Raw genomic sequence first — 13,338 nt, 5'->3', positions numbered from 1 at the left:
TATTAATTACTTTGGAATTGTTGTATCACCTTTCGCTGCCTTATTAATATCAGAAACAGTCGCACCATTAAAAGTTACTGTTACACCACTTTTAGTTCCAGTACCACTTAGTGTAAAAACTCCATCAGTCACTGTTACTGTAGTATCTTTAAATTCATCGGCATCCACATCAATATAATCAGCTAGCGATGCAAGATCATAACTTGCTGCCCCTGTTTCTGCATATGCTGTCTTAGAAGCATTTATAATTTGAATTCCATCTGTTTTAATAGCATCTATCCTAGAATTATGAATTATTTTCCCAACACTAGGAATCGCAATAGCTGCGATTATCCCCAAAATAACAATAACAGCAAGCAATTCAATTAAAGTAAAACCTTTTTGATTTTTTAAACGATTTTTTAGAATTTTAATCATAAGTCCCATCTCCTCTAAATACTAGTCTTATATTACTATTATAACAGTACTCTACCAAAACAATAAGCATAAAAATAGAGAGTTTCTATGGCAATTCGACGACATTTTTTTACAATTCCTGCTATTCTGTATTTCCTACCTGGTTAAAAATATCAAACATTGGAACAACGATTGAGGTAACAATAGTTCCAACTAAGCCAGCTAGTACAATAATCATCAACGGCTCAATTAACGATTTCAACCGATCTGTACTATTTTCAACTTCTTGTTCATAAAAATCCGCTACCTTGCCAAGCATGGCATCAAGCGATCCTGTCTCTTCCCCAATCAATATCATTTGTGTGACTAATGGAGGAAAAGCCCAATGCTTTTTCATTGGTATCGTCATTGATTGACCTTTTTCCAATGCATCATGGGACTCGCGAATCACACGGGCAATGACTTCATTTTCGACAACATCTTCGACAATGGTCATTGCTTGTAAAATCGGGACTGAGCTTGTAAATAATGAACTTAAAGTCCTAGTCATTCTAGCGAGAACAGCCTTTTGCATCATCTTTCCAAAAATCGGAATACGAAGCATAAAGTAATCTAGATAGTATTTGGTGTTTTTGTTGTTCCTTAAAGCTATAATAAATACAATAAATGCAACAATCAAAAGAACAATTAGCCACCAAAATTTTTGCATAAATTTACTAGCATCCAACACAAACTGTGTGATGGCTGGTAGCTCCCCGCCAAAATCTGCAAACATATCCACAAATGTTGGAACTACGGATACTAATAGAAAAATCACAACAGCCACTGCAAAAACAGCCACCGCAATCGGATACGCAAGTGCCGATTTGATTTTCGAACGTGTGTTATGCTGCTTTTCATAATGAATAGCCAAGCGATCAAGCGTCTCATCCATATTACCGCCTGCTTCACCAGCGCGAATCATATTAATAAACATCGGAGAAAAAATCTTTCTATGCTTGGCTGCTGCTTCAGATAAAGGTTTCCCTTCTTTTAAATCTTGTACAATGTCTAAAAGTACTTTTTTTAGCCCTTTGCTATCTGTTTGTTCTGCAAGAATACTGGTGGAATCAACAATTGAAACTCCAGCCTTAAGCAATGTTGAAAATTGCCGTAAATAAATAACCATGTGCTCAAGCTTAACTGAAGAACCAAAGGAAATATCCTTCGTCAAAAGGGTCTCTGGTACCTCAATCACATCCATCACCCGAATACCATCGGCTCTCAGCTTCTGCACAGCCTCCCGCTTAGAGGTAGCATTAATAACCCCATTCTTTTTTCCTTTTCGGTCTCTACCTGTATATTTAAATCGTCCCATTTTAGCTCATAGTCTCCTGTAAAAATGGCTCCACGGCATCTTTAGCGACAATCCCCATTGCAACTAGCTCATTAATACTCGCTTCAAGGGTATGCATGCCTAGAACACGTGAAGTTTGCATGACATTGACAATTTGATAGATTTTTTCATTGCGAATTAGGTTTGCTATCGCTGAATTATTAATCAAGATCTCTGTCGCCGCCCTTCGCCCTTTATGATTGGCAGTTGGAAAGAGCCGCTGGGAAATGATCGAAACAAGGACGGATGCCAATTGAATTCTAACCTGTGGCTGCTGGGATGGCGGGAAAACGTCAATAATCCGGTTAATCGTTGCCGGAGCACTTGATGTATGCAAGGTTCCTAAGACTAAGTGACCAGTTTCCGCTGCCGTTATCGCCGTTTGAATCGTTTCTAAATCGCGCATCTCTCCAACTAAAATGACATCTGGATCCTGTCTTAGAGCCGATCTTAAGCCATTCGCAAAATTATTCGTATCAAAGCCGACCTCGCGCTGGTCTATGATACAGTTTCCATGTTTATGCAAATATTCAATTGGATCTTCAAGTGTGATCACATGCTTGCGCATCGTTTGATTCATAAATTGAATCATCGCTGCCAATGTCGTTGATTTTCCACTTCCGGTTGGACCCGTTACCAGAACTAATCCTTGTGGTTTTTCCATGATTTTTTTCAATACTTCTGGAAGCTCGAGCTCATCGATGGTTGGAATTTTTGTTGGCACGACACGAACAGCAATGGCAACACATGTGCGCTGCAAATACGTATTCACGCGGAATCGTGAAACTCCTGGAATACTATAAGAAAAATCCAACTCGCCCTTTTCCTTGAATTTATCCCACAAATTTTCAGGTATCATAGTCCTCGCCATTTCCTCTGTATCTTTAGGCTTTATCATATCTTTTCCGTATCGTTTTAGCTCGCCATTGATTCGCATAATGGGTGGAACTCCCACAGTTAAATGAATATCCGATGCTTTCAGCTCAAAGCCCGCCCGCAGCAAATGGTCAACCATTTCCTTCATTTCTAGCACCTCTACTCAGGGATTGCCATTTTTAAGATTTCTTCCGTCGTCGTAATCCCTTGCTTTACTTTTAATAAACCATCGTCAATTAAAAAGATCGTTTTTGCCTTAATCGCAAGCTCGCGCAGCTTTGTAAACGATTCTCCATTCATTATCACTTTCCGAATATCATCATTGATGACAAAGACCTCATGAATCGCGATCCGTCCTTTATAGCCGGTCATATTACAGGATGAGCAGCCACGGCCACGAACAATGCGATCAATTGTTAGCCCGCGTTTGGCAAAAATCTCAATCTCTCTTTTCGTTGGTGCCTGTTCTTCAGCACAGTCTCGGCACACTCTTCTTACAAGACGTTGAGATACGATGCCGCTCAATGAAGAAGCAATTAGGAATGGCTCAACTCCCATATCCAATAAGCGCGTTACCGTGCCTAAAGAATCGTTCGTATGGATGGTGCTTAACACGAGATGGCCGGTTAATGAGGCGCGAATAGCCACTTCAACCGTTTCCTTATCACGGATTTCCCCGACCATGATAATATTTGGATCCTGCCGGAGAATCGAACGCAGACCTGCCGCAAAGGTCATGCCAATATTGGGATTAACCTGAATTTGATTGACCCCTTCTAGTTGGTATTCCACCGGATCTTCAATTGTAATTAAATTCACTTCTTCGCTATTTAATCGGTTCATGGCTGCATAAAGGGTTGAGGATTTCCCTGATCCGGTTGGACCTGTAATAAGAACAATTCCAGTTGGCTTGTTAATCATTTCTGTGAAACGCTTTAAATTGAGCTTATTAAAGCCTAATTTGTTAATATCATTTAAGTTGCTGCCTAAATCAAGAATCCGCATCACAATCTTTTCCCCATAAATCGTTGGAAGAGTCGAAATACGAAGGTCAATTGGATGAAAATCAAGATTGATTTTAATTCGTCCGTCCTGTGGAACACGATGCTCGGTAATGTCTAGATTGGACATGATTTTAATACGTGCCGTTAATAGACTCTGCATATGCTTTGGCAAGACTCTTTCCGTCCGCAAAATGCCATCAACCCGATAGCGGACAACGACCTTTGTTTCTTGAGGGTCAACGTGAATATCACTTGCTTTCAAGGCTACAGCATTGGAGAGCATTTGATTCACGAGCCGAACAATGGGGGAATCCTGATCATTGATTTTTTCTTCTTCCTCATCGTCAACATCAGATGGGCGTCCCACTAATTCCTCAAAGCCTTCATCAATATCATAATATTTATTGATGGCACGAAGGATATCGTCCTTAGTAGCAATCGCCGTTTCAATTTGAAAACCGGTAGAAAGACGCAAATCATCAATTGCAAAAAAATCCATCGGGTCCGCCATCGCCACAAACAGCTTATCCCCATCAATTGATAGTGGAATTAATAAATTTCGTTTTGCTGTTTCCTTTGGGATGAGATTGAACAGTTTTGTATCAAAAGGATAACGGTATAGGCTAATATGTGGGATTCCAAGCTGAAATTCCAGAACTTCTATAAGCTGCTGCTCTGTAATATACCCTCTTTGCAGTAAGGCATCGCCAAGCTTTTGACCGGCACTTTTTTCTTTTAATGTAGTTTGAAGCTGATCTTCAGTAATAAGACCAGCTTCAACAAGTAAATCTCCAAGACGTTTTCGGGTTTGCTTCATCCTTCATAACCCCGCTTTTTTGGTGATATATAATTTTTCATTCTAAACAATAACTTTACCCTTGAGCATTCTCATCGTCTGATGGCGGTGTTGTCCCTTCATCAGGATTTTGAGAATCAGAATCTGAATTTGTATCCTCATTTGGATTTGTTGTAGACTCATCCTGATTATTGGTGGTTTGCTCATCTGTATTTGTATTTGAGGAGCCTTCATCTATAATGAGTCCTTGAACCTCGATTCGATGGATCGGTGCATAGAAATCCTCTGATATTTGTTCTGTTTTCAAAAGCTTGCCAGTTTCGTCAAACGTGGTCCGGATTACTTTAATCAGTTGCCCTTCTTGTCCCTCTTGTTCGACGATTTTCTGAGTTGGATTTAATTGAGGATTAAATTGAACAATGATTTTCGGTTTAAATGTCTGCTTATCCTTTGTTTGAATCCGATATTGATTTAGAAAGCTTGGACCGAGCAAGGAAACGGTTAGTTTATTTTTCTTCCAATCTAGCTTTAATTGATAGCTAGATTCATTAGGGTTAGAAAAAACCAGGTCCATATTTTTATCTATATCCGCCTTTGCTTCATATCCAAGGTTCGCATATTTTGGTAGCTCTTCACTAATTTGTCTTTCAATAATGGCAAAATTAGTTGGCAAGATCACTTGATAAATGCCTGTTGCAAGCATATTAATCGATTGCGCTGACACTTGCTTTAAGTCAAGATCCTTCAATGTGCTAAGCAGGGAAAATTGAGACATGGGTTTCAACTCAATTTCAGACAGCTTATCTGTCAATAACGCAATATCATTTTCTGCTATTTTGGCATTCACACTTACCTTTGATATGACATTTTCCTTCTCATATTGAGGATCAATTAAGTAGTCATTCAGTTGTATTTCTTGCTTGCCAGATTGTAGGCGGGCAGCCTGAGAAAGAATGGCCGATTTTATCTTTTCAAAATCATAAACGGTATTGGATAGTTCCGGTGAAATGCTCGCCATAAATGAATCAATGGACTCCATGACAACCAAAAGATTATTTTGCTGCCCCTGCTTTGCTTGATTGACGGATTCTCCAACGCGAAGGGTAATCAGGCTATTGTCAAAAGGAATCGTTTTTTCTTTAAAATGGATTTCTATTTTTGCATCCTTTAGCCATTTTGCTGCTTCTTGATCAACAAACTGAGACGCTTGACTTTTTGATTTTCCAGATACATCGACAGAACCAATCGTTGTTCCTTTTTCAAATGTACTGTTATCTTTCCATAATGTATCATAGGCCTGAACCCCAAATTGTGAGAAACCATAAATATAAGAGGTACAAATGATTAGTACAAGAAACAGTTTAATGACTTGCTGATTTCTCACATTTATGAGCCCCCTTTATGTTATGCTTCAACATTCATGGATAACTCAACGACAACGCTTGGCCCAGCATCTTGTGTCTTTTCGATATCTGCTGAGCTTAGAATAGTTCCTTCTACGATGATCATATTTCCTTCATTATCCATTATATCCTTTGTGACTTTTTTTCCGGTTAATAGTTCAATTTGCTTTTCTTTTAGGGCTAGCACTTCTACATCCTCAGAAGATTGTTCTGCTGTTACTGTAGGAATTTCTTCAACTAGGACATCAGCCTCACTTGCAGCTGCTTCGATTTGCTCATTTTCTTCTAATTCTTCAACTGAATTAAGAAAACTGGAAGTAGCTTCTTCCTTCACGATGATGATATCTTTCCCGAAAGTGACTACTAAATCTGTAGAGAGTGCGACTTGTTTGTCTCCCACTTTTAATTGCATGCCAATGATATGTCCAGTATCCTGATCAACAAAGTACTCGACCACTTCACCGATTAATTCGCCTTTTCTAGTCATCACTCTTGTATTGTTGATCTTAATCTTTTTATTCACAAGCTGATTCGCAATTGGGATTTCATTTAGATCAATGACAGCATTTTCACTATCAACCGTAACGGCATATTCCCCAATTCCAACTACTTTTTTGAAAGGAATCGCTTTAACGCTGACTTGAAAATCTTCATGCTCAATTGTTAAAAAATCAACAGAACCTTTGTCCGGATTGATAACTAATGATTTTACTTTTCCAATCTGATTTCCATCAGCAATACTGATAATCGGTAATCCACTTATTTGAGTACTTTTCTTCATGAATATTTCACCACACCTAATCTATTAGTTACTAAACTATAATATATGATTTTCATTTTACCATGCACATTTTAATTTATAGTGTATTTTCATAATATTGTCCATATAAATATAGAATTTCCAGCTGAACGATTGGATAATCTTGATATTGATTCTTTAAATTATCTAGTAATCCCTTTAATTTATCCATTTCATGGGTACGCATGTAATGCTCAATTAGCATGCTAGCAAAAGTAAAGTGCTCCTCTGGTGGTAACGTAGGGATCAGATGATCTTGAATCAATTTTTCAAATTGATTAGGATCCAATTGCTTTCGCATCAGATTGATTTGCGATACCATTGTATGGAAGATTTGCTGCTGCACTGAATTTCTCTTAGGATGTTCCAGTATCGGTTCTTCCTTCTGTGGAATATCCGTTTTTTCTTCTGATAATTCATTTACATATGATTCATCAAAGTCAACGGATTGATTCAAAATCTCTTCAGCCTCTATTTTCTCTTGTATAGATTCCAATCCTACAGCGACTTCATTTAATTCAAGTGGTGATTCATTCAAATCCACATCACCCGAAAATACATCCATTTCTTCATTCTTTAGTTTGTCCAAATCAAGGGAATTATCAGCAATAAAATCAGCTTGATTTATTTCATTTTCGCTTATTTCTTCTTTATTCGAATGAATCTCATCAATTGGAATTATTTCATCTTCATCCCAATTAGCAGTGAATTCAGCCTCTTCTTGCGGTTTTATTTCTGGAAGTTCATCGTCTATTTCCAGCTTCGAGGCTTCCGGAACCGTTTCCCCATGAATTGAATCTTCTACCTCTACCTTTTCTTCATTAAATAGCTCTTCATATAAACTTTCATCGACGGGATTATAGGAATCCTCAAGATCAGTCAATTCTAACTCTGTAATTTTGATTTCAGCTTTTGTTTCGAGCTGATCATCTTGTCCTTTCGGGTTTGAATCCTCTAGCACTAAGTTGTCAAACTCTTCATCTTCCTCTATAAGTTTTTCAATTTCAGCCATATAGTGAACTTCATTGTCATCTGAGGGAACCTCTTTCTGACCATCTTCATCATTCAATTCTTTAGGCTCACTTCTCTCCATTAGCTCAGAAAGTTCCTCTTCCTGAAGAACCTCTTCATTTGACTCAGTCTCAGCTTCCATTGGCTTGTTGTGCTTTTCTTCATTTGATTGATCATTTTGTTCAGAATCTTTTTCATCCTCAAAAACAATTTCTTCGAGGTAAATATCATCGTTTGCTGGCTTCAGGTTTTCTTGCTTATCTGGAGGAGAAGATAGATTTGATAATTCCTCCATTTTTAGTATTGCTTTCGAATCGTCCACCGATGACTCACTTAATCGAGAGCTAAGTTTCACCGCTTTTGGAGCCGTATTCCCTATTTCTTCCTCGATCTCTTGATCATTAGCTAAATAAAGCGCTTTTCCAAGTCTTTTATCTAAAATATAGGAAACTAATATGAGTAACAATAAAACGAGTAAAACGGATTGCCATAATGGGAAATTATTTTTTGCCAATATCCCAATATTCGCGATACAGAAGGAAAGTACTATCAGAATAATTTTTCCTCCTACTTTTAACCCAAGAGGCAGGAAGTAGATGATTGGTACTAGAATAACTAATGATACTAGTGCTATAATCATGCTTTCCACTTTATCACCCCTTTTTCTATGTATTTTTTATTGAAGTGAATATGTCATTTGTACCATATTTATTTCTATCATTTTAGACAATTCTCGACTAATTAATATTGTATAATAATCTTATGATTTTTGAAAGAAGGTGTAGTTATGATTATGTGGAAATTATTGAAAAAAAACCATGGCCTAACTCTTATTGAAGTTTTAGCTTCTCTCACAATATTAGGAATAGTCATGACTTCTTTCCTATCTTTCTTTAATCAAGCTTATTCCTATACTAAAAAAAATCAAAATAATACTGTAGGAATTAACGTTGCAAGAAATGTTCTTAATTATTTTGAACAACAAAATTATGATGACATCACGGAATTGTATTTTTCTGATTCCGCTACCGAAAAAAAATTAACTATTGATAATTGCAATGATCAATTATTGTCTTCAGACGAAAACGTTTTTGAACCTGAGGTATGTAAACAATTCTTTTCTACCAAAATCAATAATATTGAATACGTTACAAAGTCCGTAAAGCTGACTAATGGAGTTAATGCTAATAATAATGAAAATGATAGTCAAAATGATTCTTCCTTAAATGAATACTTAATAGGGGTAGAAGTAGAAGTACAATGGGGAAACCGGACAGAAACAGTAAGGGGTTTGATTAAAAAATGAGAAAATTACTTACTGCTAGCAAAGGGATGACCTTAATAGAAGTATTGGCTACATTAGTGATTACAGCGATTGTTTCTGGTGTTGTTTATAGTGTTTTTATTACAGGTATAAAACTCTACCAAAAAATTGGTATCGAGTCTCAACTAAGAGATGATGCAGATTATATTGCAACAATGATATTGAATGAAATGTATAATTATCCCCCCAATTATATTACTGACTATGACAATATGGAAACTGGGGCCAAAGGAATTGAACTAGTTCGGTACAAGCAAAAGGTAGTGAATGGATACCTAATCGAAGAACCTCAGGATGTGGATGAAGTGAATTATATTGATAAGGATCTCCTTATCTATTATCTTGAAGGAAAATTCTTTATTGAGGATATTGAAAGAAAGGAAGATGGTTCAGTTATTACCAATAGCAAAACTGAAATCTCTACTGATTCATCAAAAACCACTACGGTTGGAGAAGATTCATCCAAAGAAATTTCTTCCATTTCAATTGGGCAATGCAGCAGAAAAGATTCCAATGGCAATTGTCAACATGGACGGATTAATCTAAATCTTGTGATCGATGATATACGCCAAGGTCAAAACCAAATATTTAATATAAACCCATTGATATTAAAAAGTTCTTTTGGCTATTAAATAGAGTAAAGGAGGTTGCGTATAATTTCATGCTAAAAAATGAAAGAGGTTCAACCTTACTGACTGTTATGCTCATGATATTTGTTTTCTCAATATTAGGCTTGTCCATCTTATCTGTTAGTTTGGGAGGATCTAATAGAACAAGTATCAGAGAAAACGAAGTTGAAGATAGTCTTACTTCCATTAATGCTTTAAATATTGGCGTTGCAACTATAAAAAAATTTGTGAATGATTATTCCAAACAAATGGGTAATCCAGATGACTTTAGTAAGCAACTCGATTCCTTTATTCATTCTTCCAATGATGAAGCAAAGAATGAATTTGTCATAACAAATCTTACCGAATCAATTGAATATAAAGACAAAATTAATCCTTCAAAAGATTATACTAGGGTTTTGTTAGTAAAATCTAATATAGATGGTTCTAAATCTTTTACTCAGAAGGTATATATAACCGGAATGCCAAGCTTTTTGAAGTATGCACTGGGTTCAAAAGGAGAATTAACCCTAAATGGTTCTGTTTATCTTCAAAAAGGAAATCTGTTCGCTAATGAAGGACTAAAAATAAGTAACCAGGCTAGGTATATTTATCATAATGAAAAAAAAGAAGTACTCACTACATTCCCTTCTGTCTCTAAAAATAGCCTACTTTATGCAGAAGAAGGGACCCAATTGGAATATTGTCAATCAACTTGTTATCAAGGGGATAATGAGCTGCCGTTTCAGGCTCTAAATGTCAATGATATAAGTCGTGTGTTTAATCCAAATGCTCCAACCTTCTCGATTGATGACACAACCTTTGTAGATGTAGATATCGAAAAAACCTTTAAAGATAAACTCAAAGACGCAGGTTTTTTAGAGGAAAATACTGATCCTTATAATTTATCAGTTGAAGAAATTATTAAAAACGGATCTCATAATAGTTCGATTAGTAACGTAACCTCCTTCGATGAACTAAATGAGGATGCTAATATTAAAAGCTACTTATATACTAGTCCAAATGCGGATAAAAATGCTTATATCGATACAAATAATCTGATTATAGATAAATCAAAGTGGCTAATTATTGATGGAAATGCCTACTTTGAAAATAATGGTAGTATGACTGATTCCGATGAATCTGAACCATCTATGAATGTCTCTGCTAATATACTTGTCACAGGGGATGTAACGATTAAAGGGAAAATCGCCTTTGATTCAACCATGTATGTACTGGGAAAGACAACCATAAATAACGTAGATTTAACTGGTTATAACAATGGCGAATTGATTTTGATGTCACAAAAAACCCTTGATATTGCTAGAATTAATAAATTTCAAAATCCTGATAGTACAAAACTAGACGATGTTAACTCCATTAAGGCTTACCTATATACTAATGAAAATGCTAGTGTTTATGCTGTGGGCTCTTATGTTTACATAGATGGAGGCATCTTTTCAAATGGCAATTTAGAAATCAATGCATTTAGAGGAAAAACCGAAGAAGGGGAAAATGATTTAAATTTCACCCCAGAAGAAGATGAAAAATCCTCAAGACTAATCGTTCGTAATAATAAAAGCCTATTTATTAATCAATCTCAGGGTCTCCCAAGAATAAATCAACTTGAAGTATTAACTGATCTTATGGAAAAAGATAAAAATAGCTGAACAAGTCATGCCCAGTTCAGCTATTTTATTGTTAACCCATTAAAACGGATTTTTAACGTGTCATTCTATGCACAGCAAATAGATTTCAACCAATCTATTTAGAAAGGGGTATCCAGAAAGTCATTTTTTTGACTTTTGGATACCCCTTTTTCATGTTTAAAAGCCCTGATATTCCGACATTCCTAATTGCTGCAATTCAAGAATTTTCCACTTTTTGAACAGTCCCTTATCCTAATACGATTTATATTAGTATAAATCTCCATCATTCTGCTGGGAATCAGAATCTTTTTTCTCAACAATATCTACATTCAATGTAGCATTAAGTTTCTTTCCTGATTCGCTTTCAGCATTTAGAGTCACATTTACATGACCCAATCGCTTCGCAGTTAATTTACCAGATGAATCAATGGTTGCTAGGTACTTATTATCTACAGTAAATTTTTTATTTATAATTTCTTCTTGTGATAGCTCAGGTACTCTTTTAATTAAACTATTGACATGAATAGTTTCACCTTTCTCCATTTGCAAATGATCAAAGTAAATACTGTCTAATGGCAAATAAACTTTGACATGAACGATTGCAAATATACTACTGCTAATAGGATTTATAGGTCTCACAATCATATCTGTTTCCCCTGAATTATTGGCAACAATTTCGTCACCATTCAGATTAAGGATTTGGTTAGAAATCTGATCCCATTTATATTCCTTATTTGAAGCATCCTCAGGGCCTACAGTAACTTCAATCTGATCTAATGAATATCTTTCACCCACTTTTAAATTAAGTGAATCTGGATTCGTGGTTATACGATCTGCTTGCCTTATGACAGACAGTTGGATATTTTTTTCTATTACCCCGAAACTATGCTCTACTCTTAAAGTAATCGTAACTTCACCAGGTGCTTTAGCATGAATCCTACCGTCGCTACTAACCTCAGCAATGTTTGAATCACTTGATTTCCATGTTTTTTGTTGGATAATATCCAGTGACCCATTGTATACTACATCGATCTGCTTTGATTCTCCTACATTCATAGAAATAGGTGAATTAACACTTACTTCGATTCCTTTTACTGAAATTGGTAGTGAATTAAAGGATTGTGTGTCCTTTAAATCCTCATTATCCACTTGGATGGTGCTTTTATCTAAAGTATAATTATCAATCTTCGTAGGGGTAACTTTAATAGAAAAATGATAAACATCTTTCTCAGCCTTAAATTCATTGTCCCTTTCTATATATCTAATACGTAATTTACCTTTTACCACATTATTTTCTACACTTACATCTTCCAAACCAGTTATATCTGATGGATTTATCTTAAAATCAGTTGGAAATGATTCTTCAAATGATAAATCTGCCGTTTCGTATTGATCGGTATTGCCGCTATAATAACCTAAAAAAGTTGCGCTAAACCTAATTTGACCGTTACCATTGTCATTACCATTTCCATTCACTTTCTGCTCAACTTTTAGGGATCCAAACTTTGCAAATTTAATATAATTGGGTTTATTGCTGTTGGAAAAATCATCAACTACTGGTAGAATAATTTCATTATTATGTCTTACAAGTTCTTCTAATCCTTCCCTTACTTTTCCAGTGTGATTTCCATTTAGTAAATTAAATAATTCATCTTCATTGTTTAAATAGGAAATAGAAACTTTATCAGAGTACCCATTTACAATACTATTTTTTACTGCATCCGAACTGTTGTTAACATTGAAATTAATAAATTTCACGTTATCACTATCTGTCTGTGGACCCTCGTATAAAACAACTTCTTTATTCAAGTTTCCGTCGAGATACCCCTCTCGAACAGCCATTGGTCTTAATTTATTTTTTGGAATAACTACTTCGGATTGGATATTACTTTTGGGAGTGACAGAATAATTAATCGTAATAGGCTTTCCAACTTCATAGATTTCTGCTTGATTTTGAATATCTCGAGATAAGGTGACAAAGTCAGTCAAATTAACATCCCTATCTTCATTTGGATGATGACATGCTGAAAGTATTAATAATAATGGTATCAACAAACAAATTATTTTCCGCATTGACTTTACCACCCCTATTTATCC

Annotated in this window: 11 protein-coding genes; 3 read left to right on the top strand and 8 right to left on the bottom strand. The window is 35.8% G+C overall.

Translation table 11 applies throughout. The features are described 5' to 3' along the window. Nucleotides 1–6: 6 nt before the first annotated feature. The 7 genes from ACE38V_RS14415 to ACE38V_RS14385 form a co-directional block, all read right to left on the bottom strand. Nucleotides 7–417 (bottom strand): prepilin-type N-terminal cleavage/methylation domain-containing protein, encoded by a 411-nt coding sequence (locus tag ACE38V_RS14415; RefSeq protein WP_375842215.1) that lies wholly within the window; start codon nucleotides 415–417, stop codon nucleotides 7–9. 121 nt (nucleotides 418–538) lie between these two features. Then, nucleotides 539–1,753, bottom strand: coding sequence for a type II secretion system F family protein (locus tag ACE38V_RS14410; protein ID WP_375842214.1), 1,215 nt, complete (start codon nucleotides 1,751–1,753; stop codon nucleotides 539–541). A gap of 1 nt (nucleotide 1,754) precedes the next feature. Beyond that, complete coding sequence (locus ACE38V_RS14405; protein WP_375842212.1) at nucleotides 1,755–2,795, bottom strand: type IV pilus twitching motility protein PilT; 1,041 nt, start codon at nucleotides 2,793–2,795, stop codon at nucleotides 1,755–1,757. 11 nt (nucleotides 2,796–2,806) lie between these two features. Next, nucleotides 2,807–4,468, bottom strand: a complete 1,662-nt coding sequence (locus ACE38V_RS14400; RefSeq protein ID WP_375842211.1) for a GspE/PulE family protein — start codon at nucleotides 4,466–4,468, stop codon at nucleotides 2,807–2,809. A gap of 55 nt (nucleotides 4,469–4,523) precedes the next feature. Further along, nucleotides 4,524–5,831: a G5 domain-containing protein gene (locus tag ACE38V_RS14395; RefSeq protein ID WP_375842209.1), complete on the bottom strand. Its 1,308-nt coding sequence runs from the start codon at nucleotides 5,829–5,831 to the stop codon at nucleotides 4,524–4,526. Between the two features lie 20 nt (nucleotides 5,832–5,851). Then, on the bottom strand, nucleotides 5,852–6,631 hold the full coding sequence (locus ACE38V_RS14390; RefSeq protein ID WP_375842208.1) for a PRC-barrel domain-containing protein: 780 nt from the start codon (nucleotides 6,629–6,631) through the stop codon (nucleotides 5,852–5,854). Between the two features lie 76 nt (nucleotides 6,632–6,707). Further along, entirely contained in the window at nucleotides 6,708–8,309 is a 1,602-nt protein-coding gene (locus ACE38V_RS14385; protein ID WP_375842206.1) for a hypothetical protein, read from the bottom strand. A gap of 138 nt (nucleotides 8,310–8,447) precedes the next feature. On the opposite strand from ACE38V_RS14385, the gene ACE38V_RS14380 reads away from it, so the two are divergent. Genes ACE38V_RS14380 through ACE38V_RS14370 form a run of 3 tightly spaced genes read left to right on the top strand, consistent with a single transcriptional unit; the run spans nucleotide 8,448 to nucleotide 11,262 of the window. Beyond that, the gene (locus ACE38V_RS14380; RefSeq protein ID WP_375842204.1) at nucleotides 8,448–8,966 is read left to right on the top strand and encodes a type IV pilus modification PilV family protein; all 519 of its coding nucleotides are present in this window, start codon (nucleotides 8,448–8,450) and stop codon (nucleotides 8,964–8,966) included. Next, nucleotides 8,963–9,616 (top strand): PulJ/GspJ family protein, encoded by a 654-nt coding sequence (locus tag ACE38V_RS14375; protein WP_375842202.1) that lies wholly within the window; start codon nucleotides 8,963–8,965, stop codon nucleotides 9,614–9,616. The genes ACE38V_RS14380 and ACE38V_RS14375 overlap by 4 nt, the downstream gene beginning before the upstream one ends. A 29-nt stretch (nucleotides 9,617–9,645) precedes the next feature. After that, complete coding sequence (locus ACE38V_RS14370) at nucleotides 9,646–11,262, top strand: thioredoxin domain-containing protein (RefSeq protein WP_375842200.1); 1,617 nt, start codon at nucleotides 9,646–9,648, stop codon at nucleotides 11,260–11,262. 246 nt (nucleotides 11,263–11,508) lie between these two features. Here the strand turns inward: ACE38V_RS14370 and ACE38V_RS14365 are convergent, their stop codons facing one another. Beyond that, entirely contained in the window at nucleotides 11,509–13,314 is a 1,806-nt protein-coding gene (locus ACE38V_RS14365) for an Ig-like domain-containing protein (RefSeq protein WP_375842198.1), read from the bottom strand. Between the last annotated feature and the right edge of the window lie 24 nt (nucleotides 13,315–13,338).

The sequence above is a fragment of the Cytobacillus sp. Hz8 genome, assembly GCF_042263505.1.
Taxonomy (GTDB): Bacteria; Bacillota; Bacilli; order Bacillales; family Cytobacillaceae; genus Bacillus_BE.
Note: the sequence above shows the minus strand (reverse complement) of the source record. Positions and strands in the feature narration are given on the sequence as shown.

Coding starts and splice junctions, on each gene's coding strand:
- ACE38V_RS14380 (WP_375842204.1), top strand. CDS start 8,448: ATGATTATGTGGAAATTATTGAAAAAAAACCATGGCCTAACTCTTATT.
- ACE38V_RS14375 (WP_375842202.1), top strand. CDS start 8,963: ATGAGAAAATTACTTACTGCTAGCAAAGGGATGACCTTAATAGAAGTA.
- ACE38V_RS14365 (WP_375842198.1), bottom strand. CDS start 13,314: ATGCGGAAAATAATTTGTTTGTTGATACCATTATTATTAATACTTTCA.
- ACE38V_RS14390 (WP_375842208.1), bottom strand. CDS start 6,631: ATGAAGAAAAGTACTCAAATAAGTGGATTACCGATTATCAGTATTGCT.
- ACE38V_RS14405 (WP_375842212.1), bottom strand. CDS start 2,795: ATGAAGGAAATGGTTGACCATTTGCTGCGGGCGGGCTTTGAGCTGAAA.
- ACE38V_RS14400 (WP_375842211.1), bottom strand. CDS start 4,468: ATGAAGCAAACCCGAAAACGTCTTGGAGATTTACTTGTTGAAGCTGGT.
- ACE38V_RS14415 (WP_375842215.1), bottom strand. CDS start 417: ATGATTAAAATTCTAAAAAATCGTTTAAAAAATCAAAAAGGTTTTACT.
- ACE38V_RS14410 (WP_375842214.1), bottom strand. CDS start 1,753: ATGGGACGATTTAAATATACAGGTAGAGACCGAAAAGGAAAAAAGAAT.
- ACE38V_RS14370 (WP_375842200.1), top strand. CDS start 9,646: ATGCTAAAAAATGAAAGAGGTTCAACCTTACTGACTGTTATGCTCATG.